This window comes from Blastomonas sp. CCH9-A1, assembly GCF_001557175.1.
In the GTDB taxonomy this organism is placed as follows: Bacteria; Pseudomonadota; Alphaproteobacteria; order Sphingomonadales; family Sphingomonadaceae; genus Blastomonas; species Blastomonas delafieldii_A.
Window position 1 is genome coordinate 1 of record NZ_LSHM01000061.1, and the last position, 22,329, is coordinate 22,329.

At 64.1% G+C, this 22,329-nt stretch carries 24 protein-coding genes; 16 read left to right on the forward strand and 8 right to left on the reverse strand.

All coding sequences use genetic code 11. The features are described 5' to 3' along the window. Window positions 1-1,137 (forward strand): RNB domain-containing ribonuclease (locus tag AX725_RS16420; protein ID WP_156445401.1); only part of this gene is annotated, 1,137 nt, incomplete at its 5' end. Here AX725_RS16420 and AX725_RS16425 read toward each other — a convergent pair. After that, entirely contained in the window at window positions 1,134-1,589 is a 456-nt protein-coding gene (locus AX725_RS16425; RefSeq protein ID WP_023838999.1) for a universal stress protein, read from the reverse strand. The genes AX725_RS16420 and AX725_RS16425 overlap by 4 nt on opposite strands. 131 nt (window positions 1,590-1,720) lie before the next feature. On the opposite strand from AX725_RS16425, the gene AX725_RS16430 reads away from it, so the two are divergent. The 4 genes from AX725_RS16430 (at window position 1,721) to lpdA (ending at window position 5,361) form a co-directional block, all read left to right on the forward strand. Continuing rightward, window positions 1,721-3,010 (forward strand): pyruvate dehydrogenase complex dihydrolipoamide acetyltransferase, encoded by a 1,290-nt coding sequence (locus AX725_RS16430; RefSeq protein WP_060976991.1) that lies wholly within the window; start codon window positions 1,721-1,723, stop codon window positions 3,008-3,010. A gap of 74 nt (window positions 3,011-3,084) precedes the next feature. Next, window positions 3,085-3,501 carry an endonuclease domain-containing protein gene (locus AX725_RS16435; protein WP_060977014.1) on the forward strand — a complete coding sequence of 139 codons (417 nt, stop codon included), beginning with the start codon at window positions 3,085-3,087 and terminating at the stop codon, window positions 3,499-3,501. Beyond that, on the forward strand, window positions 3,501-3,944 hold the full coding sequence (locus AX725_RS16440; RefSeq protein ID WP_060976992.1) for a hypothetical protein: 444 nt from the start codon (window positions 3,501-3,503) through the stop codon (window positions 3,942-3,944). The genes AX725_RS16435 and AX725_RS16440 overlap by 1 nt, the downstream gene beginning before the upstream one ends. Before the next feature lie 22 nt (window positions 3,945-3,966). Beyond that, the gene (gene lpdA, locus AX725_RS16445; RefSeq protein ID WP_060976993.1) at window positions 3,967-5,361 is read left to right on the forward strand and encodes a dihydrolipoyl dehydrogenase; all 1,395 of its coding nucleotides are present in this window, start codon (window positions 3,967-3,969) and stop codon (window positions 5,359-5,361) included. 36 nt (window positions 5,362-5,397) lie between these two features. Here the strand turns inward: lpdA and AX725_RS16450 are convergent, their stop codons facing one another. Continuing rightward, on the reverse strand, window positions 5,398-5,844 hold the full coding sequence (locus AX725_RS16450) for a globin domain-containing protein (RefSeq protein WP_060976994.1): 447 nt from the start codon (window positions 5,842-5,844) through the stop codon (window positions 5,398-5,400). Between the two features lie 93 nt (window positions 5,845-5,937). On the opposite strand from AX725_RS16450, the gene AX725_RS16455 reads away from it, so the two are divergent. Together AX725_RS16455 and AX725_RS16460 are read left to right on the forward strand one after the other, a co-directional pair. After that, on the forward strand, window positions 5,938-6,366 hold the full coding sequence (locus tag AX725_RS16455; protein WP_066114716.1) for an RrF2 family transcriptional regulator: 429 nt from the start codon (window positions 5,938-5,940) through the stop codon (window positions 6,364-6,366). 261 nt (window positions 6,367-6,627) lie between these two features. Further along, entirely contained in the window at window positions 6,628-7,152 is a 525-nt protein-coding gene (locus AX725_RS16460; RefSeq protein WP_060976996.1) for a hypothetical protein, read from the forward strand. A gap of 3 nt (window positions 7,153-7,155) precedes the next feature. On the opposite strand, the gene AX725_RS16465 is transcribed toward AX725_RS16460, so the two are convergent. Next, window positions 7,156-7,935 (reverse strand): helix-turn-helix domain-containing protein, encoded by a 780-nt coding sequence (locus tag AX725_RS16465; RefSeq protein WP_060976997.1) that lies wholly within the window; start codon window positions 7,933-7,935, stop codon window positions 7,156-7,158. Window positions 7,936-8,099: 164 nt separating this feature from the next. On the opposite strand from AX725_RS16465, the gene AX725_RS16470 reads away from it, so the two are divergent. The 3 genes from AX725_RS16470 to pip all read left to right on the forward strand — a co-directional run bounded on the left by AX725_RS16470 (window position 8,100) and on the right by pip (window position 10,791). After that, window positions 8,100-9,389: a Xaa-Pro dipeptidase gene (locus tag AX725_RS16470; RefSeq protein WP_060976998.1), complete on the forward strand. Its 1,290-nt coding sequence runs from the start codon at window positions 8,100-8,102 to the stop codon at window positions 9,387-9,389. 101 nt (window positions 9,390-9,490) lie between these two features. Continuing rightward, the gene (locus AX725_RS16475; protein WP_066110902.1) at window positions 9,491-9,829 is read left to right on the forward strand and encodes a hypothetical protein; all 339 of its coding nucleotides are present in this window, start codon (window positions 9,491-9,493) and stop codon (window positions 9,827-9,829) included. A 14-nt stretch (window positions 9,830-9,843) separates the two neighbouring features. Then, on the forward strand, window positions 9,844-10,791 hold the full coding sequence (gene pip / locus AX725_RS16480) for a prolyl aminopeptidase (RefSeq protein WP_081096955.1): 948 nt from the start codon (window positions 9,844-9,846) through the stop codon (window positions 10,789-10,791). Between the two features lie 18 nt (window positions 10,792-10,809). Here the strand turns inward: pip and AX725_RS16485 are convergent, their stop codons facing one another. Further along, the gene (locus AX725_RS16485; protein ID WP_060977000.1) at window positions 10,810-11,997 is read right to left on the reverse strand and encodes a vWA domain-containing protein; all 1,188 of its coding nucleotides are present in this window, start codon (window positions 11,995-11,997) and stop codon (window positions 10,810-10,812) included. Between the two features lie 151 nt (window positions 11,998-12,148). On the opposite strand from AX725_RS16485, the gene AX725_RS16490 reads away from it, so the two are divergent. Continuing rightward, window positions 12,149-13,549, forward strand: coding sequence for a methyl-accepting chemotaxis protein (locus AX725_RS16490; RefSeq protein ID WP_060977001.1), 1,401 nt, complete (start codon window positions 12,149-12,151; stop codon window positions 13,547-13,549). Window positions 13,550-13,651: 102 nt separating this feature from the next. Beyond that, entirely contained in the window at window positions 13,652-14,743 is a 1,092-nt protein-coding gene (locus AX725_RS16495) for an energy transducer TonB (RefSeq protein WP_067512239.1), read from the forward strand. A 14-nt stretch (window positions 14,744-14,757) separates the two neighbouring features. Here AX725_RS16495 and AX725_RS16500 read toward each other — a convergent pair whose 3' ends face one another. The 4 genes from AX725_RS16500 to AX725_RS16515 all read right to left on the reverse strand — a co-directional run bounded on the left by AX725_RS16500 (window position 14,758) and on the right by AX725_RS16515 (window position 18,218). Continuing rightward, window positions 14,758-15,600 (reverse strand): AAA family ATPase, encoded by an 843-nt coding sequence (locus AX725_RS16500; protein ID WP_060977003.1) that lies wholly within the window; start codon window positions 15,598-15,600, stop codon window positions 14,758-14,760. Window positions 15,601-15,739: 139 nt separating this feature from the next. Further along, on the reverse strand, window positions 15,740-16,432 hold the full coding sequence (locus AX725_RS16505; protein WP_099046459.1) for a DUF6975 family protein: 693 nt from the start codon (window positions 16,430-16,432) through the stop codon (window positions 15,740-15,742). A 98-nt stretch (window positions 16,433-16,530) separates the two neighbouring features. Further along, window positions 16,531-17,658: a 3-dehydroquinate synthase gene (gene aroB / locus AX725_RS16510; RefSeq protein WP_060977004.1), complete on the reverse strand. Its 1,128-nt coding sequence runs from the start codon at window positions 17,656-17,658 to the stop codon at window positions 16,531-16,533. Continuing rightward, window positions 17,646-18,218: a shikimate kinase gene (locus AX725_RS16515; protein ID WP_081096859.1), complete on the reverse strand. Its 573-nt coding sequence runs from the start codon at window positions 18,216-18,218 to the stop codon at window positions 17,646-17,648. The genes aroB and AX725_RS16515 overlap by 13 nt, the downstream gene beginning before the upstream one ends. A gap of 71 nt (window positions 18,219-18,289) precedes the next feature. On the opposite strand from AX725_RS16515, the gene AX725_RS16520 reads away from it, so the two are divergent. Genes AX725_RS16520 through AX725_RS16535 form a run of 4 tightly spaced genes read left to right on the forward strand, consistent with a single transcriptional unit; the run spans window position 18,290 to window position 22,222 of the window. Then, the gene (locus AX725_RS16520) at window positions 18,290-18,499 is read left to right on the forward strand and encodes a hypothetical protein (RefSeq protein ID WP_060977005.1); all 210 of its coding nucleotides are present in this window, start codon (window positions 18,290-18,292) and stop codon (window positions 18,497-18,499) included. A gap of 4 nt (window positions 18,500-18,503) precedes the next feature. Next, on the forward strand, window positions 18,504-20,333 hold the full coding sequence (locus tag AX725_RS16525) for a hypothetical protein (RefSeq protein ID WP_156439086.1): 1,830 nt from the start codon (window positions 18,504-18,506) through the stop codon (window positions 20,331-20,333). Between the two features lie 3 nt (window positions 20,334-20,336). Then, complete coding sequence (locus AX725_RS16530) at window positions 20,337-21,257, forward strand: tyrosine recombinase (protein ID WP_081097072.1); 921 nt, start codon at window positions 20,337-20,339, stop codon at window positions 21,255-21,257. A 17-nt stretch (window positions 21,258-21,274) separates the two neighbouring features. Next, on the forward strand, window positions 21,275-22,222 hold the full coding sequence (locus tag AX725_RS16535; protein ID WP_060977019.1) for an acetyl-CoA carboxylase carboxyltransferase subunit alpha: 948 nt from the start codon (window positions 21,275-21,277) through the stop codon (window positions 22,220-22,222). Window positions 22,223-22,329: the final 107 nt, after the last annotated feature.

The window sequence follows — 22,329 nt, forward strand, 5'->3', positions numbered from 1 at the left end:
CCCACCCCCTACCCCTCCCCTGAAGGGGAGGGGCTTGATCAGCTGACCGAAAGCGTCCTGAAGCCGCTCTGGGCGTGCTGGAAACTGCTGTTCAAGGCGCGCGAGGCGCGCGAGCCGCTCGATCTCGATCTGCCCGAGCGGCGGATCGTGCTCGACGAGGCGGGGCGCATTGTCAGCGTGGCGGTCCGCGAGCGGCTCGACGCGCACCGGCTGGTCGAGGATTTCATGATCGCCGCCAATGTCGCTGCGGCCAAGGCGCTGGAGGCGAAAAAGGCGCCGGTGGTGTACCGCGTCCACGAGCCGCCCTCGCGCGAGAAGCTCGTGGCTTTGAAGGATTATCTCTCGACCTTCGACATCAGCTTCGCACTCGGTCAGGTCGTGCGTCCCGCGACCTTCAACGGTATCCTGGCCAAGGTCACCGACGATACCGTCAAGCCATTGGTGATGGAGCAGGTGCTGCGCAGCCAGACCCAGGCCTATTACGGGCCACGCAACATGGGCCATTTTGGCCTGTCGCTGGCTTCGTACGGGCATTTCACCAGCCCGATCCGTCGCTATGCCGATCTGCTGCTGCACCGCGCGCTGGTCGACGCGCACGGGCTTGAACAACCGCCCGCGCCGAAGCTCGATCTTCCGCCCACCACGGGCCTTGCCGAGCATGATGCCGCTTCGCTCGACCGTATCTGCGAACTGATCAGCGGGTTCGAGCGCCGCGCGATGGAGGCCGAGCGCGAAACGGTCGATCGCTATGTCGCCGCGTTTCTCGCCACCAAGGTCGGCGAAATTCACAAGGTCCGCATCACCGGCGTTCAGAGCTTCGGCTTTTTCGCGACGATCGAGGAATTCGGCGGCGATGGGCTGGTGCCGGTCTCGACTTTGGGGGCGGAGCGCTTCTGGTATGATGAAGCCTCGCAAACGCTGACCGGCGAGAGCAGCGGCGAGCGTTATTCCGTTGGTCAGCGGCTTGAGCTACGTCTCGCCGAGGCCGATCCGGTGACGGGGGCGATCAAGTTCGAGCTGCCCGAAGGCGGCAACTTCATGCGCGAACCCTATCGCGGAAAGCCGGATGGCAAGCCAAAACGACCACCGATCAAGCGGCGCGGACGCCCTGCCAATATTCGCCACCAGTCGCGTTAGGACATCCGGTCGATTTCCTCGTCCGACAATCCGCCGGGGACGATGGTGACGGGGCAGGGCAGCGCGCCCGCATCGGCTCCGGCGAAATGGGTGATCAGCGGGCCCGGCGCGCCGGTGGCGGCAGCCCCCAGCACCAGCATGGCAAGGTCCGGGCAACTGGCCATGTAATTGCGGATTTCCTTGGTGGCATCGCCCATCCGCACCGTGATCATCGGGCGTTGTCCCATGTCCTCGAACAAGGTACCGGCGGCGTCGGTGACCAGGGCCTCGGCGCGGCTGCGCGCCTCGTCCTCGATCGTCGCCTGCACACCGCCCCAGGCGACGAAATCCTGCTTGGGGACCAAAGCCAGGATATGCACCTGGCCTCCGGTATGCTGTGCGCGGCGCGAGGCGAAGCGGAGCGCTGTCAACGCCTCGCTCGTCTCATCCATGATAACCAGATATACCCGCATTTTTTGCTGCCCCGTTTGCTGCGCGGCAGACTGCGCCAAAATGATAGGTGTGGCAAGGGTCTGCCCCCTTGACCCTACGGCTTGAAGCGTCGAGAACGGCGCCGGTCACTGAATCGGGGGAAAGACACCCAATGCCTATCAATCTGAAAATGCCCGCCCTCTCGCCGACGATGGAGGAAGGCACCCTCGCCAAATGGCTGGTCAAGGAAGGCGACACCGTTGCCTCCGGCGACCTGCTGGCAGAGATCGAGACCGACAAGGCAACCATGGAATTCGAAGCGGTGGACGAGGGCGTTATCGCCAAGATCCTGATCCCCGCCGGTACCGACAATGTAAAGGTGGGCGAGGTCATCGCGATCATCGCGGGTGAGGGCGAGGAGGTGGGCGATGCGCCCGCCGCTGCCGCGCCTGCGCCGACCCCGGCTGCCGCGCCCGAAGCGAAGGCAGAGCCTGCACCGGCACCAGCTCCTGCGCCGAGCCCGGCCCCCGCTGCTGCATCGGGCGACGATCGCATCAAGGCGAGCCCACTTGCCAAGCGCATTGCCGCTGCCAAGGGCATCGATCTTGCGACCATCAAGGGCACGGGTCCGGGTGGACGGATCGTCAAGGCGGATGTCGAGGGCGCCAAGCCGGGACAGGCCGCCGCGCCTGCGCCGCAGGCCGCTTCCGCGCCTGCCGCCAGTGCGCCGACGCCAGCACCCGCTGCCGCGGCTGCCCCGTTCACCACCGATATTCCGCACGAAGCATCCAAGCTCTCGAACATGCGCAAGACGATCGCGCGCCGCCTGACCGAGGCCAAGCAGACGATCCCGCACATCTATCTCACCGTCGATGTTCAGCTCGACAGGCTGCTCAAGCTCCGCGCCGAGCTCAACAATGCGCTCGAGGCGCAGGGTGTGAAGCTCTCGGTCAACGATCTGTTGATCAAGGCGCTTGCCAAGAGCCTGATCCAGGTGCCCAAGTGCAACGTCACCTTCGCGGGCGACCAGCTGATCAGCTACCAACGCGCGGACATTTCGGTTGCGGTCAGCACGCCTGCTGGCCTGATCACGCCGATCATCGTGGGTGCGGAAACCAAGGCGGTGGGGGCTATCTCGACCGAGATGAAGGAACTCGCAAACCGCGCCAAGGACGGCAAGCTGCAGCCGCACGAATATCAGGGCGGCACCGCCAGCCTGTCGAACATGGGCATGTTCGGCATCAAGCATTTCGAGGCGGTGATCAACCCGCCCCAGGGCATGATCATGGCGATCGGTGCGGGCGAGAAGCGCCCGTATATTGTCGATGACGCGCTCGGCATCGCCACCGTGATGAGCGCCACCGGCAGCTTCGACCACCGCGCCATCGACGGCGCCGATGGCGCGCAGTTGATGGCCGCATTCAAGGAGCTGTGCGAAAACCCGCTGGGGATGCTGGCTTAAGGACGACGGGGCCGAATGGCGCATTGCGCAATAGCCCCTCTCCCCTCGCGGGAGAGGGGTTGGGGAGAGGGGGCATGCGGGACAGGACCGATCCAGGCCGACGCCAATTCCTCCGAACCCGGGCCAAGGCCATGCGCAGCGAGCCAACCGATGCAGAATTCGAGCTCTGGCAAATTCTGCGCGGCAAGCGGCTTGCAGGCTACAAGTTCAAGCGGCAGGTGCCGATCGATCGATACATCGCGGATTTCGTGAACTTTGAGCATCGCCTGATAATTGAAGCGGACGGCTCGCAGCATGTGGAGAGCGAACACGACATGAGGCGTGATGCCTATCTGCGAGATCAGGGATTTCAGGTCATGCGGTTCTCGAACTATGACATTCTCACCAACGATGAAGGTGTGGGCGAGATGATTTTGGCAATGCTTCTAGGAAATGAGGTTGGAGCACGCCCCCTCTCCCCAACCCCTCTCCCGCAGGGGGAGAGGGGCTAATGGCAGCCATCCTCACCTTCCTCTTCCGCCGCCTGCTGCTGCCCACCTGTATCTCGACCTTCGCCAGTCGATTCATCTTCACCCTGTTCCAGGAAGGATCGGCGGATCTGGGCGACATGTTCGTCGGTACCGAGGATGCCTATTACACCTTCATCATGGTGTTCGTGGTGCTGCTCTGCATGACCGGCGTCGCCTATGCGCTCGATCGCAGCCGCGCGCCTTCGTGGCTGCGGGTCCCTCTGCTGATCGGCGTCGCGGCGGAAAGCGGCTTCCTGCTCGTTTTGTGGCTGACCGAAGTGGTCGCCTATGCCGAGCTCGCTTATGCGCCCGCGGTCGCGGCAGGCCTGGTCTGGATGCTGTGCAATCTCGACCTGCTGAGGCGCGGGCCGAAAAAGATTTCCTCCCCCTCCGATAGCCCGGCTGCGGGCATATCCACTCACTGAAACCGGAAAGAAAGAACCGCCCATGGCTGAAACATTCGACCTCATCGTGCTGGGCTCCGGCCCCGGCGGCTATGTCTCCGCGATCCGCGCGGCGCAGCTGGGCCTGAAGACCGCGATCGTCGAGCGCGAGCGGCTGGGCGGCATCTGCCTCAACTGGGGCTGCATCCCCACCAAGGCGCTGCTGCGCACCTCGGAAATCTTCCATTACATGAGCCATGCCGGGAATTACGGGCTGACCGCCGAGAAGGTGGGCTTCGAGCTGGAAAAGATCGTCGCGCGCAGCCGCGCCGTCTCGGGGCAGCTCAACGCAGGCGTCAAGGGCCTGATGAAGAAGAACAAGATCACCGTGGTCGAAGGCACCGGCAAGCTTACGGCCAAGGGCAGGATGACCGTGACCCAGGGCGATCAGGTGCGCGAGCTCGAGGCCAAGGAGATCATCGTCGCCACCGGTGCGCGCGCACGCGACCTGCCGTTCGCCAAAGCCGATGGCAAGCGCATCTGGACCTACCGCCACGCGATGACCCCGACCGAAATGCCGAGCAAGCTGCTCGTCATCGGATCGGGCGCGATCGGCGTCGAGTTCGCCAGCTTCTACTCCGACATGGGCGCGGAAGTAACCATCGTCGAGATGCTCGATCGCATTCTGCCGGTCGAAGACGCCGATGTCAGCGCGTTCATGGAAAAGGCGCTGAAGAAGCAGGGCATGAATATCCTCACCGGCGCGGGCGTCGAGGCCCTGACCAGCGACGGAAAGGGCGTGAAGGCGAAGATCAAGACCAAGGACGGCAAGAGCGAGGAGCACAGCTTCAGCCACGCCATCGTCGCGATCGGCATCGTGCCCAATACCGAGGATATCGGGCTGGAGGCGCTCGGCGTCGAGACCAACCGCGGCCATATCGTCGTCGACGGCTTCGGCCAGACCAATGTGCCGGGCATCCGCGCGATCGGCGATGTCACCGGCCCGCCCTGGCTGGCGCACAAGGCGAGCCATGAGGGCATCATCGCGGTCGAGCATATCGCGGGCAAGAACCCGCACCCGTTCGAAACCTGGAACATCCCCGGCTGCACCTATTCGCGCCCGCAGGTGGCCAGTGTCGGCCTTACCGAAGCCAAGGCCAAGGAAGCCGGGCACGAGGTCAAGGTCGGCAACTTCCCGTTCATCGGTAACGGCAAGGCGATCGCGCTGGGTGAGGCCGAAGGGTTCATCAAGACTGTGTTCGACGCCAAGAACGGCGAGTTGTTGGGCGCGCACATGATCGGCGCGGAAGTGACCGAGCTGATCCAGGGCTATGTCATCGCCCGCCAGCTCGAGACGACCGAGGAAGAGCTGATGCACACGGTGTTCGCACATCCGACGCTGAGCGAGATGATGCACGAGGGCGTGCTGAGCGCCTATGGGCGCGCGCTGCATTTCTGATCGCGGACGGGGCGGCGCGAACCGCCCCGTTTCGCATCAGGCGGCAATTTCCTCGTACAATGCGGCTTCCTTGCCGATCAGGATGTCGGCGAGGAACCAATAGGCCTCGCCCCAGGCTGCCAGCACCTCGTCGGTCGCGCCTTCGCCGATCACGTCGCGGATGGCGGGCAACAGCGCTTCGGCGACATAGGGATAATGTTCGGCCCTGACGCCGCACTCGACATGCCGTGCGACCATGCGCTGGACGACGGGAGTGAGGTTCTGCAGCTTGTCGACATTCTCGGCATAGCCGAGGATCGCGGCAGCAAGACGGCGTGGTTGCTCGCCCGATTCCTGCGCGGCCTGATCGAACATCTGCTTCACCTCCTCGTTGACGAACAGCCGCTCGTACATGCGGCTGGTGATCGCGAGCCCATGCTGCTTGAGCAGCGGGGCAGTGCTCTTGACGATGGCGATGGTGTTCTGGGTAAGCGGCTCGGCCATGATGATCCTCCCGATAAGATGCGTTATGGATGCATCTATACGCACGCCGAGAAATGATGCAATGGATATGCATGTATTTTGAGGTGAACTGAGATGCGGCTGACTGCGCATACCGATTATGCCCTGCGCATCCTGCTCCACGCCGCGCTGGTCGAGCGCGACGGTGGCGGCCTTTTGTCGATCGCCGAGGTGGCGGCCGACCATGGAATCTCGCGAAACAATGCGATGAAGGTGGTGTACCAACTGGCCCAGGCCGGGCTGTTGGCGACGGTTCGGGGAAGATCAGGCGGCTTTCGGCTCGGCCGGGCGGCAGAGGATATTACATTGGGCGAGGTCGTCCGGCTTACAGAGCCGTGCATCCAGCTCGCCGATTGTGACGGCTGCATCCTGAAAAACCATTGCGGCCTGACGGGCATGCTCCATCAGGCGACACAGGCGTTTCTCAAGACGCTCGACAGTCAGACGCTGGCAATGGCGGCGCGGACCTCACGCTTGCCGCAGCGCGTCCTGCTTGCACAATAAGCATCAGGACGGAGAGATATCATGCTGATGATCTTCGCCTTTATCCGGAATAAACCGCTGCGATAACGCGATAAAATGTGAAGCCATCCGCCATTCTCTGCTGCGGGTACCATTTGCGAGCTGCAAAATAAAAACCAAGAAAAACCATTTATAACATCGAGTGTCCATTTTTATGGACAACAGGTTATGCACAATGTTATAAACAGCCCGTCACGGGTTGTGGCTGGGAGGCCATCCGTCTCCCAATAGGACGTCTGTGTCATGGGTACGGCTATTTTTGCGGTGATCTTCGCCGGCGTGATGATATTTGCAGTGCTCACGGTGTGGCAATCATTTGCACCTGCCACCGAGCGCATCGCGGCGCTGGCCAATTACGCCCGCCATAATGATGGCCATGATTGGGCCCATGTCTCCTACAGGCCTCACCCGGTTTTCGTGCCCAGCCCGCCGCCCCAATTTGTGCATCATTCAAGCGGGAGCGCTGCGATCGAACAGGTCTCCATCCCCAAATGGCAATCCTGGTGCAAAACCGGCTATGTGGCGCCCGCATCGGTCGCTGCGAAATGGACGACGCATCCTTCGCTCCGGCCGGGCGCGCGTTGCAAAAGCCTCTGGTTGGCAAGGGAGGAGGGCAAGTTGTGCGACATCATGCCCGATAGTCACTCTCGGGTCGCCGAGACGTCGGATTATGCGGTACTGTCGTCACCCCCGCCGCATCTGTCGATCGGCTTTCTGGCTGCGAGAGCCGCTACCTCTGATAGGTTCGGGCAGCGACTCCTGGCTTGAGTCTCAGCCAATCGTGATCCCTACGACCACCCACTTGCCATCCTCCCGATCGAGCGTCACCGTTTCCACCGCTTCGGCCTTGTTCGCGTACACGGTGCGGAACTTGACTACCTCGTAACCGGCGGGCGGGGCGGGAAGGTTCTCCTGCGAGAGCAGCGTGCGCGAGACCGCCTTTCCGTAGCGGGCATGGACCTGTTCAGAGACATCGGTCCAGACCTGCAGCGTGTTGAGCTTGCGGAAGGCGATGCCGGTGGCGGCATAGCTTTCCACCCAATTCCTCGCTTCAACCAGCGCGAGAAAATGGCGCGCGGTATCGACGACCGGCTGGTCGGCGACCTGTTCGCTGCTTTTGCCGGTAGCGTCGGCACTTGCGGTTGTGGCGGTCAGTAGGGGCAGGGCGGCAAAGGCCAGCAGGCCGAAGGCGAGGGTCATGGTCAAAGCTCCAATCATCAGGGCGGAGCGCCGGGCTGGCGCGCCGACGCCGGGTTGCGGCGTGGAGCCCTGATTGCCCGTCGCGGCTCCCGACGCTTCCCCCAATGGCATGTCCCCAAAGCTTTTGGGGGGTAAGGCATCTTCGGCCTGATGCAGCAGGCGCGCTGCCTCGCGGCTGCTCGAGACTGCCATCTTGCGCCGCGCCTCGCGCAGCCGCTCGTTGATCGTGTGAACCGAAAGGTCGAGCTCGCGCGCGATCGACTTGGCGTCATGCCCGCAGACGATCAGCCGCAGCGTCTGCTTTTCCTTCTCGGTCAGCGACCAGAGCGGAGGGGAAGCGGGGTTGCTCATGATCACAGCATTCTAGGCCGCTCACCCCAGGCCAGCCACCCCCAAAAATTTGTAGGGGCAAGACAGCATGCGGTTTTGCTTGCCAGTCCGCGCAACGCGCTGCAATCCATGGCGAAAGTTCGATCAGGCAGCGTCAGCGACCGGCGCGGTGAAAGGGGTTCAGCATGAAGGCACTGACATTGATTTCGGCAACGGCGCTCGCGCTCGGCATGATATCTGCGGCAACCGCGCAGGATGCGCCGCAGCGCACCGTCATTACCGCCGCGAAGATGGTCGATGTCGTCACCGGCAAGGTGACCGAATATCCCGCGATCTTCGTGGAGAACGGCCGCATCACCTCGATCGCCGATGCGCGCACCGTACGCTGGGGGTCGGACGTCGAGCATATCGACCTGTCGGGCAAGACGCTGCTGCCGGGGTTGATCGACATGCATGTGCATCTGGACAGCTCGCCCATTTATGGCGGCTATAACAACCTTCAGTTTACCGATCGCTTCTGGAGCTTCGTCGCCGCGTCGAATGCGCGCGCCATGCTCGAGGCGGGCTTTACGACCGTCCGCAATGTCGGGTCCGAGGGCTATAACGATGTCGCGCTCAAGCAGGCGATTGGCGAAGGCTGGGCGGTGGGCCCGCGCATCGTGCCGGCGGCGCATGCGCTCGGCGCGACCGGCGGGCATTGCGACCAGACCTATCTGCCGCCCTCGTTTGCGGCCAAGTCGCCTGCGGTGGGCGACGGCCCCACCGAGCTGCGCCAGAAGGTGCGCGAGCAGCGCAAATATGGCGCCGAGGTGATCAAGGTTTGCGCCACAGGCGGCGTGTTCTCGCGCAATACCGAGCCGGGCCAGCAGCAGCTGTCCGAAGAGGAACTGCGCGCGATTGCCGATGAGGCGCATCAATGGGGCCTTCGCGTCGCGGCGCATGCACATGGCGCAGCGGGCATAAAGGCGGCGATCCGCGCCGGGATCGACACGATCGAACATGCCAGCCTGGTCGATGACGAGGGCATCCGTCTTGCGGCCGAACGCAAGCAACCGGTCTGGTTCTCGATGGATATCTTCAACACCGACTATACCCAGGCTGAGGGCGCGAAGAACGGCGTGATGGAAGACAATCTGCGCAAGGACCGCGAAGTCGCGCAGATCCAGCGCGACAATTTCCGCAAGGCGCATCGCGCGGGCGTGAAGATGGTGTTCGGCAGCGATGCGGGCGTGATGCCGCATGCGACCGCCGGCGGACAGTTCAAGGTCATGGTCGAATATGGCATGACGCCGCTCGAGGCCATCCGCGCCGCCACGGTCAATGCTGCCGAGGCGCTCGGCAAATCGCAGGATGTCGGCGCGATTGCCGTAGGCCGCTTCGCCGATATCGTCGCGGTCGATGGCGATCCGCTGGGCAATGTGCGCGAGCTGGAAAGCGTCGATGCAGTAGTTCAGGGCGGCGTTCGGATTCGCTGAATTTATGCGGTAAATTGCCGCAACATTGGCTGAAATCCGCTTTCGCGCGGGCAGGCGGAGTGCTAATTGCTGCGCACAATCTGCTTTCTGGGGAGAAGAGCATGAGTCTCACTGCGATGATTGCTATGGCCATGACCATGGCTGCTGCGGATCCGGTCGATACCGCCCGCAAGGAGTTCAACGACTGCCTGACCAAGTTCACCAACGAGAGCCTGGACGCGAAAAAGGCACAGTCCGATTTCACCAAGGAATCGGCCTCTGCCTGCTCTGCGGAAAAGACCAAGCTGATCGACCTGATGGTCAAGGCCGAGATGCAATATGGCGGCAAGAAGGCCGAAGCCGAGAGCTATGCCAATGACGAAGCGCAGATGATCATCGACAGCTATGTCGGCAGCTATGGCGATTATCTCGCGAGCAACACTCGGCACGGCAAGCAGTAAGGGCTCTGCGCCCGGTGCGGACGCTCTACCCGCCCATCGAGCCCTATGCCAGCGGCATGCTGGATACAGGTGACGGCCACCAGGTCTATTGGGAGCGGGTCGGCACACCGGGCGCCAAGCCTGCGGTGTTCCTGCACGGCGGCCCGGGCGGCGGTTGCTCGCCCGACCATCGGCGGCTGTTCGATCCAGCGCTTTACGATGTGCTGCTTTTCGACCAGCGCGGGTGCGGGCGCTCGACGCCCCATGCCGCGCTGCATGCCAACACCACCTGGCACCTCGTCGCCGATATCGAGCGGCTACGCGAGTTGGTCGGCGTTGCCGACTGGCTGGTGTTCGGCGGGTCTTGGGGATCGACGCTGGCGCTAGCCTATGCGCAAACGCACTCCAGCCGCGTTTCGCAGCTCGTGCTGCGCGGAATCTACATGTGCACGAAGCCCGAGCTCGACTGGTTCTACCAGTTCGGCGTGTCGCAGATGTTTCCGGACAAATGGGAGCGGTTCACCGCGCTGATCCCTGAGGACGAGCGTCACGATATGCTCGCCGCCTATCACCGCAGACTCACCGGTGACGATCCGGAGCTTCAGGTCCGGGCAGCACGTGCCTGGAGCCTGTACGAGGGGGAGACGGTCACGCTGCTTCCCGATCCGAGGCTTACCGAGCAGCATGACGACGGGCATTATGCGCTCGCCTTCGCGCGGATCGAGACCCATTATTTCGTGCATGGCTGCTGGCTCGAGCCCGAGCAGCTGTTGCGCAATGCTGCGAGGTTGAGCGGCATCCCGGGGACGATCGTGCATGGCCGCTACGACATGCCGTGCCCCGCGCATTACGCCTGGGCGCTGCACAAGGCCTTACCGCACATGGATTTCCAGCTGATCGAAGGGGCGGGGCATGCCTATTCCGAGCCCGGCATCCTCGACCAGCTGATTGCAGCGACCGATCGTTACGCAGGCAAGGCCTGAGCGCCCGCCCGCGCCCGATCAGTTGCCGTGCTTGCGCACCAGCTCGCGCATCGCATCGTCGAGCCCTTCGAGCGTCAGAGGATACATGCGGTCCTTCATCAGGTCCTTGATCATCCGCACCGATTGCGAATAGCCCCACTGGTTCTCGGGCACCGGGTTGAGCCAGGCTGCAGCGGGATAGGTGTTGACCACGCGGCTCATCCATACCGCGCCGGCCTCGTCGTTGAAATGCTCGACCGACCCGCCCGGATGGCTGATCTCGTACGGGCTCATCGAGGCATCGCCGACAAAGATCACCTTATAGTCGTGCCCGTATTTGTGCAGGATGTCCCAGGTGTTGGTCCGCTCGGTAAAGCGGCGGCGGTTGTCCTTCCACACGCCTTCATACAGGCAGTTGTGGAAATAGAAGAATTCGAGATTCTTGAACTCGGTCGTAGCAGCCGAGAACAGCTCCTCGCACAGCTTGATGAAGGGATCCATCGACCCGCCGACATCGAGGAACAGCAGCAGCTTGACCGCATTGTGCCGCTCGGGCCGCATGCGGATGTCGAGCCAGCCCTGGCGGGCGGTGCCGTCGATGGTGCCGTCGATATCGAGCTCGTCGGCCGATCCCTCGCGCGCGAAACGGCGCAGGCGGCGCAGCGCCACCTTGATGTTGCGCGTGCCGAGCTGCCGGGTCGAATCGAGGTTCTGGTATTCGCGCTTTTCCCAGACCTTGATCGCGCGCTTGTGCTTGCTTTCGCCGCCGATGCGCACGCCTTCGGGATTGTAGCCTGAATTGCCGAACGGGCTGGTGCCGCCGGTGCCGATCCACTTGTTGCCGCCCTGGTGGCGCTTTTCCTGCTCCTCGAGCCGCTTTTTCAGCGTCTCCATGATCTCTTCCCATGACCCGAGCGACTTGATCTTCTCCATCTCTTCTTCGGAGAGGAACTTCTCGGCCACCGCCTTCAGCCAATCCTCGGGAATGGTGGCGCTGTCATTGCCCTGGAAGGTCATCTCCAGGCCTTTGAACACCTTGGCAAAGACCTGGTCGAACCGGTCGAGCAGGCCTTCGTCCTTCACCAGCGTCGCGCGCGAGAGATAATAGAATTCCTCGGGGCTCTGTTCGATGACCTGCGCATTCAGCGCTTCGAGCAGGATGAGATGTTCCTTGAGCGACACCGATATGCCGGCGCTGCGCAATTCGTCCATGAAAGAAAAGAACATCGCGGGTCCCTGCTGCTTTACGTTTCCGTCAGCCTTGGACGATGCCCGCAGTCAGCTCGTCTGGCAAGCGCGAAGCGTCACGGCGCGCGTTTTACCCGGCCTTAACCATAAGCCGTTACGCCATGCCATAACGCCAGTGCAAAGGTCCCTGATGGAGCAGCATCGCATTATTCCGCCAGACAGCGATGCCGTCCAGCAGATGGCGGAAAGCTGCGGCGAATCGGTTATCGGTGCATCGCGGGTCGGCGGGATCGTCTCGGCGGTTCGCGATCGCATGGCGCTGCTCGGCGAAAAGCGATCCTATCTCGAACAGATCGCGCGCAACCTGGCGCAAGAGCAGGAGCAGGTGGTCGTCGCGACCACAAGCGCTCGCGAAATGAGCAAGGCGGCATACCGCAACCTTGCCGAGGGTTCCGATACCATGCAGGTCTCGGCGCTCGAGCTGCACGATCTTATCTCGCTGATCCAGGGCCTCGGTGAAGACGTCAAGCGCTTTGCCCATGCGATGGACGACGTGATCCTGGCCAGCCGGACGATCGATGCAATCGCACGCTCGACCAACATGCTCGCACTCAATGCCGCGATCGAGGCCGAACGCGCTGGCGCCGCTGGCGCGACCTTCGCCGTCGTCGCCGCCGAGGTGAAGAAGCTGGCGCAGGACACGCGTCAGGTCACCGACCGGATCGCCGGGACGATGCATTCGCTCAGCACCGAGGCCGGGCATTTCATGGCGCAGGTCGAACGGGGTGTCGAACAGAGCCGCAGCGCGCAGCGGCATCTGGAAACGATCGACGTCACCATTCGCCAGGCCGGCAACATGATGCGCGAAGTCGCCGCCAAGGCGGATGCAATCGCGGATTCGAGCACCGGCGTTCGATCCGACACGGGCGAACTGTGCGACAATCTGTTCGTGTTCATGGAAGATGTCGCCGGGTGCAGCAACCAGCTCGACGACGCGCTCAGCCAGAGCAATGCGCTCGAGGGTCTGTCCAATGTTGTCTTCAACCAGCTGCTCCACACCGGGCTGTCGCACCGCGACAACCCGTTTGTCGAGCTGGCGGTTGCGACAGGCGACGAGATCAGGGACCTTATCGAGGCAGCGATCGATGGCGGTCAGATTACCGAGGCGGATGTCTTCGACCGAGATTATCGCCCGCGCGGCGAGCCTGGTCTCAACCGTTTCGACAATCGGTTCAACGACTTTGCCGACGCACGCATCCGGCCGATCCTCGACCGCTTCTGGGGCCAGAACAACCATGCCTATGGTGCGGTGATATCGAACGAGGATGGCTATCTGCCGACGCATATCAGCGAGCGTTCGCACCAACCCACGGGCGATCACCAGCACGATGCCGCACATTGCCGCAACCGGATGATCGTGCTCGATCACACCACCCGGGGCGCCATCGCGCACAAGCATGACCGCTATTATGCGGCCGTCTATCGGTTCGAACCCACGGCCAGCGACGGCTGCATCCTGCGCAACATCTTCGTGCCCTTGTGGATCAAGGGCCGCTATTGGGGCAATTTCGAGCTGGCCTATATCCGCTGAACCCTGAACTACCGCCAGCGCGGTTTCATCTCGCCGCATTTGGCACAGTTGGGAACATGAGGGCGCTCGTCATCGAGCGACAGGCATGGCAGAATTCCCGGCATGATCAGTCTCTTCGCGCTCGCCTTGCCCTTGCCATCTGCAGCGACGGTACCGCCGCCGCCGATCGTCATCGCGCCCTCGCCAGCGCCTGCTCGCGCGGCGCTGCTTTCCTGGACTCCAGGGCACGTGAACTGCAGCGGCACGGCTGCGAGCGTTGTTCGGATCGAGCGGCCCTGGCTTCAGAGGGTCTACCCCAACAACGCCAAATACGCGCCTGTCAGCTTCGCATTCGACATAGACGCCAGCGGCAGGCCCCTGGCCATTCGCAAGGGAGATGCGGCCACCCCTTATGGAATTGCGGATGATCTCGGCCCGGCGCTGGCCGCGACGCGCTTCAGACCCGGCCAGCCGAAAAAGGGCTGCGCGATCGTCTTTTCCCCCGAACTGATGCCAATCGATGATGCGCCGCTATCGGCCCTGATGGCCTATTCCGCCAATCCGGTCTCCGGTCCGCTCCCTCCCGAGGCCTGGAAACGGATTTTTGCAACCGGAACGTGCAAGGGCGATTCGGTGGCAGGCTTGCGCAACCGGGCGTTCCCGAATTTCCGCGCGATCCCTGCCGAACCTGGCGTGCGCGACTGGTCGATGGTGGGCTATGACGTCGGACAAAGCGGAGCCTCGATCAATGTCGAGACGCTTGCCAGTTCGGGTAACGCCGCGCTTGACGAAGCCAGCCGGGCAGCCACAACCGAGACGCGATACTGGTCCGGTGCCTTCACGGGGTGCCGATTCTCTTACTGGCGCTCCGCCGGCACGCTGCCTGCGCCACCGGCACCAGAAGAGGACGCGTTCCGGCCTGCCGGTGCTACCTGTCCGGAGCGTCGCGAGTGGGCAACGCCGCCTGTGTTGCGCTTTCCCGAACCCTATCGTCGCAGGGCGATCGAGGGTTGGGCGGTGGTGACCTATGATGTCGCGCCCTGGGGCGAAATCAACAACATCCAGGTCAAGGCCAGCCAGCCGAGCGCAGATTTCGGTGCCCAAGCCGTCACAGTGTTGCGTTCTGCAAGGGTCAAACCGGGGCCAGGCGCAGTCGGCTGTGTCGAGCGGGTGCGGTTCGTGATGGAATCGGACCAGGCCGAAACCGCACCCTGACGAAGGTCCGAGGATCAGCTGTTGCGGCGCGCCATGAAGGCGAGGCGCTCGAACAGCATCACGTCCTGCTCGTTCTTGAGCAGCGCGCCGTGCAGCGGCGGAATCGCCTTGCTGGGGTCACGCGACTGCAGCACCTCGAGCGGCATGTCCTCGTGCAGCAGCAGCTTCAGCCAGTCGAGCAGCTCGCTGGTCGAGGGCTTCTTCTTGAGGCCGGGCACCTCGCGCACGTCGTAGAAGATTTCGAGCGCCTTCTGCACCAGGATCTTCTGGATGCCGGGGAAGTGCACATCGATGATCGCCTGCATCGTCTCGCGATCGGGGAACTTGATATAGTGGAAGAAGCAACGGCGCAGGAAGGCGTCGGGCAGTTCCTTCTCATTGTTCGAGGTGATGACGACGATCGGGCGTTCCTGTGCCTTCACCAGTTCCTTGGTCTCGTAGACGTAGAATTCCATGCGATCGAGTTCCTGCAACAGGTCGTTGGGGAACTCGATATCGGCCTTGTCGATCTCGTCGATCAGCAGCACCGGCAGCTGGGGCGAGGTGAACGCCTCCCACAGCTTGCCCTTCTTGATATAGTTGGCGATGTCGTGGACGCGCTCGTCGCCGAGCTGGCCGTCGCGCAGGCGCGCGACCGCGTCATATTCGTACAGGCCCTGCTGCGCCTTGGTGGTCGACTTGATGTTCCACTCGATCAGCGGGGCGTTGGCGGCAGCGGCGATCTGATGTGCCAGCACGGTCTTGCCTGTGCCCGGTTCGCCCTTGACCAGCAGCGGGCGGCGCAGCGCAACCGCGGCGTTGACCGCCACCTTCAGGTCATCGGTTGCCACATAGTCGCTGGTGCCTTCAAAACGCATGAGCCTCGCCTTCCTGCCGCTATTAACTGTGCGTTTAAGCGATAAGGGGCTTGGGCGGGCTTGGCAAGCCGCGACAGCAATTTGGCTTTACGTTTACGTTTGCGGCAGGCTGACGTTGAGGGTGCCTGGAATCAGGCCGTCAGAGTCCGTCCTGCAGGCGGCGTGCCTCGGCGCGATCAGCCAGCATGTCCCAGAAGCTGCGGTGCTGCACCAGCATCTGCGATGCCCCGAAACCCATCGCACGGCCGATGGAACGATCGCTTCCGATCATGGCCGCCAGTTCCAGCGTCTCCTCGCGCGAGGGCAGGGTGGATGGGCGCGGTTCGAGGCCAGTCCGCTGGGCGATGACGTCGAGCACGTCACGGATGATATGCCAATCGAGCACCAGGGCAAAGGCTGCACCCAGCGCGCAACCCTGCCGGTCCGACTGGGACAGCGCATTGAGCGCGCCGCGCAGGTTGATGATCGCCGGCGTGCACTTGTCCTGACCCGGCGTGCTGGTAATGGGGCCGGCGGCCACGGTGAGCTTGGTGAGCAGCGCGCGCTCGCCGACAAAGGCCTCGCACGCGCGCGCGAGCCATTTGCCGACCTGCGGATCGGCGCTGCGCGTTGCGGCATAATCGATCAGGCCTGGATAACGGCCATGGAGCAGACAGAGGAAATGCGCGGCATCGGCCAGGTCCATGGGCCGCGCCGGGGCGACTCGATCCGCCAGACGCGCGACAAACACATGGGTGTCGCTCATGCCCAGAGCGAGCGCGGCTTCCAGCGAGCGCGGCGGAGCCGCCTCGGGCTGGGCGCGATCAAAGGCTCCTGGCTGGATAAACGACACGCGTTCAAGGCTCCGCTGGCTCGAGGCAAAGGTGTGGCAGGCAGACGCGCGGTCTGCCCCCACGCCCGCCTTCTAGCGCATCGTCCTAAAGAGAAGGTTTACAAGGACGGCGCCGGTGCGGCGACGCGGTGCTGTTCGTCGAGGAATTGCGCCACGTCGTCGAGTTCGACATCATGCGCGACGAAGGTGCTGCCGATCCCGTGCAGCAGCAGGAAGGGCAGGGTGCCACCCGTCATCTTTTTGTCGTGGCGCATATGGTCGACCAGCGCGGCACCATCTGCGGTCACGCCTGCACCGGCGAGCGTCACGGGCATGGCACAGGCTGCCAGATGCGCAGCGACCCGGTCAGCGTCGCGCGTTTCGCAAAGGCCGCGCCGCGCCGAATAGCGCAGCGCCAGCACCATTCCGACACCGACAGCCTCGCCATGCAGCAGCCGCTCGCCAAAGCCGGTATCGGCCTCGAGCGCATGGCCGAAGGTGTGACCCAGATTGAGCAGCGCGCGCCGGTCTTTTGTCTCGCGCTCGTCCTCGCCGACGATCCGCGCCTTGGCGGCGACTGATGTGACTATCGCATGCTCCAGCGCAGCGCAATCCTGCGCCAGTACGGCCTGACCGTTCGCTTCGCACCAGTCGAAGAATGGCGCATCGTCGATCAGCCCGTATTTGACGACCTCGGCATAGCCGGCGCGCATCTCGCGCGGGGGCAGGGTGGCAAGCACCTGCGGGTCGATCAGCACGAATCTGGGCTGGTGGAAGGTGCCGACCAGGTTCTTGCCCGCCGTGGTGTTGATCGCGGTCTTGCCGCCGACCGAACTGTCGACCTGCGCCAGCAGGGTCGTCGGCACCTGCACGAATTCGCAGCCGCGCTTGACGATCGAGGCGGCAAAGCCGGTCAGGTCGCCGATCATCCCGCCGCCCAGTGCGAAGATGGTGTCGCTGCGCTCCACGCCCATGGCGAGCAGCCAGTCGATCAGGCGCACCAGTTCCGACCAGCTCTTGCTCGCTTCGCCCGCCGGAACGATATGCAGATGCGCTTCGACGCCGGCGCTGGCGAGCTGCGCCTCGACGCGCAGCCAGTGATGTGCGGCGACATGGGAATCGCTGATCCACAGCGTCCGCCCGCGGCGCGTCCATGGTGCGATATGCCCAGCGATCTGGGCAAGCGCACCGGCCTCCACCAGAATATCATAGCTGCGCTGGCCCAGCGCGATATTCAGCCGTGCCATCGGGCCAGTCCTTCCAATATTGCGGTAACGGTGCGGTGGTGCGGCCCATCCTTGCTGCGCACATGGATCTGTGCCTCCGCATAGATGGGGTTGCGCTGTTCGGCCAGGCGGGTGAGCACCTCGGCCGGATTGCCGTTGCGCAGCAGCGGCCGGGTATTGCGCCGGCTGACGCGCTCGACCAGCGTGCGAATATCGGCATCGAGCCAGATCGCGATGGCACCTGACAGGATCAGCGCGCGGGTCTCCTCGTTCATGAACGCGCCTCCGCCGGTGGCGATCACGCGCGGTTGTCCGTCGATCAGCCTTGAAATCACCCGGCGTTCGCCATCGCGGAAATAGGGCTCGCCGAACCGTTCGAAAATCTCCGCGATGGTCATGTGCGCGGCCTTCTCGATCTCCTCGTCGGCATCGACAAAGCCGATGCCCAGATCGTTCGCCAGCCGCTTGCCGACCGTCGACTTTCCCACGCCCATCAACCCCACCAGCACCAGCGGCCGGTCGAGCCATCGCATGATATCCCCGGCCAGCCGCGCAGGGTCTGATTTTCGGTTCTGCAGCATTGCCGCGCAGCCTATAAATAGGCTAGGCGGTGGCGCAAGTTATCTTGACTTGGACGGAGAATATCCTGGCTATGGCCATTATCGGACAGAATTACGGACGGCGCAGGCGGCCCAAGGGCCCGATCATTCTGGTGGTGATCGCCGTTGCCCTGATCGGTCTGCTGGCTCTGGCCTGGTCGCGCGGTGGCGAAGTGCCGACCCAGCGCGTCGAAAAGTCGATCCCGCTGCCTGCTGCGGCCAAGAGCGGAGCCGCTGCCGGCTCCTCCCAGTCCGAGGGCTGATTTCATGCGGCGGGGGATGGTTTTGGGCTGTGTCAGCCTGCTGGCGCTGGCGTTCGTGTCCGCGCCGGTGATCGGGCAGAACGAGGCGCCGGAATCGCTGCTTCCGCCCGGTTTCAACGATCCCGCGCCCGCGCCCTCGCAGTCCGAGCCGCCGCCTCCGGCAGAGCCGGGCCGCGCTGCTCCGATAGCCCCCGGCACGGCGGTGCCGCTGCCGACGACGCCGCTGCCTTCGATTGCCGGCCAGGATGCACCGACTGACGAGGAACTGAGCGAAGAGCTCGCCAAACTGCAGGAAGAACTGGAGGCGCAGATCGCGCTGACCCAGTCGCTGCCCCCGAGCGCGCGGCGCTCGCTCGACCTTATCGGACCGCTGACCCAGGCCAATGGCGGGTTTGCGGCCTCCTCGCTGGGCAATATCGGTGGTCTTTATGCGCAGACGCTGGTGCGCCGGACCAGCGGGCGCATCGTGTCTCGCTGGGCCTCGCTCGGGCTGCAGAAGCTTCTGCTGAGCGAACTTGCGACGCCCCAGGGCCTCAATGGCGCCAACTGGGCCGCCGAACGCGCGGCGCTGCTGCTGCGCATCGGGTCCGCCGATGGCGCGGTGCGCATGGTGCAGGCGATTGATCCGCCCGCCGCGACGCCGCGCCTGCTCAATGTCGCGCTCGACAGCTATGTCGCGTCGGCCGATCCGCTCGGCATGTGCCCGCTGCTGCCCTTTGCCGGAGAGACCGCCAAGGGCAACCAGTGGCAGCTGATCCGCGCGATGTGTTCGGGCTTTTCGGGCGAGGGCAGCGCGGCGCGCGAACAGATCGACCGGGCGCGACGCCCGGGGGCGATGGACCGCATCGACGTGGTGCTCGCCGAGAAAATCGTCGGCGCGAGCCTGAACGGCAGGCGCGCGGTCACGGTGCAATGGGACGATGTCGATCAACTCACCCGCTGGCGCTTTGGCCTGGCGCTGACCGCCGGGATCGAGCCGCCCGAAACGCTCTATGCACGCGCGGATCGCAACTTCCAGGCCTGGCGCGCCCGCGCGCCGATGGCGCCGCTCGCCTCGCGCGTGCAGGCTGCCGATGTCGCAGCGGCGATGGGCATGCTGTCGAGCGCCGATATGGTCGATCTCTATGGCGCGACCTTCGACGATCCGGGCACCGACGAGGCGCTGCGCGATCGCATGGCGCTGCTGCGCACCGCCTATGTCGCAACCGACGCCGATGACCGCGTGCGGGCGATGCGCGCGCTCTGGGACCGTTCGGAGAACGCCTTCGTCCGCTATTCGGCGCATATCCTGACCGCACATGCAGCCGCGCGTGTCGCGCCTTCCGATGATCTCGCCGGTTATGCCGATGATCTCATCGTTTCGATGGTGTCGGCAGGATTCGATACCAGTGCGGCGCGCTGGCGGTCGGTGGTGGAAGACGGGAGCCTCGGCTGGGCGGTGCTCGCGGTCGCGGTTCCGGGACGCGCGCAGGTCGCCGCGTCCGAGGTCAGCAGCTTCTTCGACAATGACCAGAGCAATGAGGCGCGCAAGAGCGCGTTTCTCGTCGCGGGCCTGGCCGGATTGGGACGGCTGAGCAGTGCTGACCGCGATTCGCTCGCAGAGGACCTGGGCATCGGTTTCGGCGGCGAAACCCGCTGGACCCGCGCGATTGCTGCTGCCGCCGCTGAAGGCAATGACGGGCTGGTAACGCTGCTGGTCGGTCTTGGCATGCAGGGCAATGACTGGTCGGCGATGACGCCGCGTCAGCTCTATCACGTCGTGGCAGCGCTGCGCACGGTGGGGCGCCAGGCCGAAGCGCGGATGATCGCAGCCGAAGCCGTCAGCCGCGCCTGATCCGTGGGCAGCGACGACGCCCGCCTGATCGACCGTTTCCTGGAAATGATGGCGGCGGAGCGCGGCGCTTCGGCCAACACGGTGGCGGCCTATCGCCGTGATCTCGAACAGGCGTCCGAAATTCTGGGCGGTCGCCTTGCTCGGGCCGACGAGAGTGCGCGTGCAACGCTCGATCGTCACTGGCGCTCACTCGCGGCCAGCAGCCTGGCACGCAAGAGCTCGTCGCTGCGCGGCTTCTTCGCCTTCCTGGAAGACGAGGGGCTGGGCGGGGAGACCCGGAACGCGCAGGCCATGCTGGCGCGGCCCAGGGTGCAGCGTCCGCTTCCGAAGATCCTGAGCCATGAAGAGATCGCGCGACTGTTCGCGCTTGCCGAGGAGCGCGCTGCGGCTCCCGAAGCGCGCGCTGCCGACATTCGCCTGCTCGCCCTGCTGGAACTGCTTTACGGTTCGGGATTGCGCGCGAGCGAGCTGGTCGGCCTGCCGCGCAGCGCGGCGCTCGCCGGACGCCCGCTGCTGGCGATCACCGGCAAGGGGGGCAAGCAGCGGCTGGTGCCGATATCGGGGCGCGCGCGCGAAGCGCTGCAGCGCTGGTTGGCGGTGCCATCTTCCAATCCGCGCTGGCTGTTTCCTTCGCGCACCGGGCATATCAGCCGCATCCGCCTTTATCAGCTGATCAAGGAATTTGCCGCCAGCGCCGGCATCGATCCCGCGCGTGTCAGTCCGCATGTGCTGCGCCACGCCTTTGCCACGCATCTGCTCGAAGGCGGCGCGGATCTCAGGACCTTGCAGACCTTACTGGGCCATGCCGATATCGCGACGACGCAGATATACACCCATGTCGACAGCCGCCGCCTGGTCGCGCTGGTCAATCGCCGCCATCCGCTCGCGCAGATGAATCTTGCCGAGCGGCGGCGGCAGGGCTAGGCGATTGCGTCATGAGCATGACAAGCTATCTGGAATTCGAAAAGCCGATCGCCGCGCTCGATGCGCGCATCGCCGAGCTTCGTGAAACCGCCGATACCGGCGAGATCGATATCGAGAGCGAGATCGAACGGCTTGCCGCCAAGTCGCGCAAGCTGCTGGCCTCGACCTATGCGGGCCTGACCCCTTGGCAGAAGACTCAGGTCGCCCGCCATCCGGCGCGGCCGCATTTCAAGCATTATGTCGCGGGCATGTTCGACGATTTCCTGCCGCTGGCGGGCGACCGGGCTTTTGCCGACGACAAGGCGATCATGGGGGGATTCGCCCGGATGGGCGAGCAGCGCGTGGTCGTGATCGGCCATGAAAAGGGCGACACTACCGAAAGCCGCATCCGGCACAATTTCGGCATGGGCAAGCCCGAAGGCTATCGCAAGGCGATCCGCCTGATGGACCTGGCCGACCGGTTCGGCCTGCCGGTGGTGACACTGGTCGATACATCGGGTGCGTTTCCCGGTGTTCAGGCCGAAGAGCGTGGCCAGGCCGAAGCGATCGCGCGCTCGACCGAGCGCTGCCTGACGCTTGGCGTGCCGATGGTTGCGGCGATCGTCGGCGAGGGCGGTTCGGGCGGCGCGGTCGCGCTGGCCTCGGCCGAACGCGTGCTGATGTTCGAACATGCCGTCTATTCGGTGATCTCGCCTGAAGGTTGCGCCTCGATTCTGTGGCGCACCGCCGATCGCGCAGCCGACGCTGCCGAGGCCATGCAGGTGACGGCGGCGGACCTCAAGCGGCTCAACGTCATCGACCGCATCGTCAAGGAGCCGGTCGGCGGCGCGCACCGCGACCAGGTGGCGGCGATCGGCGAATTGGGCAAGGCTATCCGCGAAGAGCTGGAAGGCCTCAAGAAGCTCAGCCCCGCAGAGCTCAAGGCTGCGCGCGAGGCGCGGTTCCTGGCCATCGGTTCGCTTTGACCGACACGTAAAATCGTCGCAACCGCTTTGCTGCCGCCTCGTTGTGCGGGCATCGCCATTTGATCCTGCGCGTGCCTGGCGGCATGATGCGCATCAACTGGCATGGC

Bases quoted from the DNA above. Each gene is read 5' to 3' on its own strand.
- AX725_RS16485 (WP_060977000.1), bottom strand. From the start codon at position 11,997: ATGTTCTTTTCTTTCATGGACGAATTGCGCAGCGCCGGCATATCGGTG.
- AX725_RS16520 (WP_060977005.1), top strand. From the start codon at position 18,290: ATGGCCATTATCGGACAGAATTACGGACGGCGCAGGCGGCCCAAGGGC.
- AX725_RS16490 (WP_060977001.1), top strand. From the start codon at position 12,149: ATGGAGCAGCATCGCATTATTCCGCCAGACAGCGATGCCGTCCAGCAG.
- AX725_RS16495 (WP_067512239.1), top strand. From the start codon at position 13,652: ATGATCAGTCTCTTCGCGCTCGCCTTGCCCTTGCCATCTGCAGCGACG.
- AX725_RS16435 (WP_060977014.1), top strand. From the start codon at position 3,085: ATGCGGGACAGGACCGATCCAGGCCGACGCCAATTCCTCCGAACCCGG.
- AX725_RS16460 (WP_060976996.1), top strand. From the start codon at position 6,628: ATGGGTACGGCTATTTTTGCGGTGATCTTCGCCGGCGTGATGATATTT.
- AX725_RS16535 (WP_060977019.1), top strand. From the start codon at position 21,275: ATGACAAGCTATCTGGAATTCGAAAAGCCGATCGCCGCGCTCGATGCG.
- AX725_RS16440 (WP_060976992.1), top strand. From the start codon at position 3,501: ATGGCAGCCATCCTCACCTTCCTCTTCCGCCGCCTGCTGCTGCCCACC.
- AX725_RS16470 (WP_060976998.1), top strand. From the start codon at position 8,100: ATGAAGGCACTGACATTGATTTCGGCAACGGCGCTCGCGCTCGGCATG.
- AX725_RS16465 (WP_060976997.1), bottom strand. From the start codon at position 7,935: ATGAGCAACCCCGCTTCCCCTCCGCTCTGGTCGCTGACCGAGAAGGAA.
- AX725_RS16475 (WP_066110902.1), top strand. From the start codon at position 9,491: ATGAGTCTCACTGCGATGATTGCTATGGCCATGACCATGGCTGCTGCG.
- AX725_RS16455 (WP_066114716.1), top strand. From the start codon at position 5,938: ATGCGGCTGACTGCGCATACCGATTATGCCCTGCGCATCCTGCTCCAC.
- AX725_RS16430 (WP_060976991.1), top strand. From the start codon at position 1,721: ATGCCTATCAATCTGAAAATGCCCGCCCTCTCGCCGACGATGGAGGAA.
- lpdA (WP_060976993.1), top strand. From the start codon at position 3,967: ATGGCTGAAACATTCGACCTCATCGTGCTGGGCTCCGGCCCCGGCGGC.
- AX725_RS16500 (WP_060977003.1), bottom strand. From the start codon at position 15,600: ATGCGTTTTGAAGGCACCAGCGACTATGTGGCAACCGATGACCTGAAG.
- AX725_RS16525 (WP_156439086.1), top strand. From the start codon at position 18,504: ATGCGGCGGGGGATGGTTTTGGGCTGTGTCAGCCTGCTGGCGCTGGCG.
- aroB (WP_060977004.1), bottom strand. From the start codon at position 17,658: ATGGCACGGCTGAATATCGCGCTGGGCCAGCGCAGCTATGATATTCTG.
- AX725_RS16515 (WP_081096859.1), bottom strand. From the start codon at position 18,218: ATGCTGCAGAACCGAAAATCAGACCCTGCGCGGCTGGCCGGGGATATC.
- AX725_RS16425 (WP_023838999.1), bottom strand. From the start codon at position 1,589: ATGCGGGTATATCTGGTTATCATGGATGAGACGAGCGAGGCGTTGACA.
- AX725_RS16450 (WP_060976994.1), bottom strand. From the start codon at position 5,844: ATGGCCGAGCCGCTTACCCAGAACACCATCGCCATCGTCAAGAGCACT.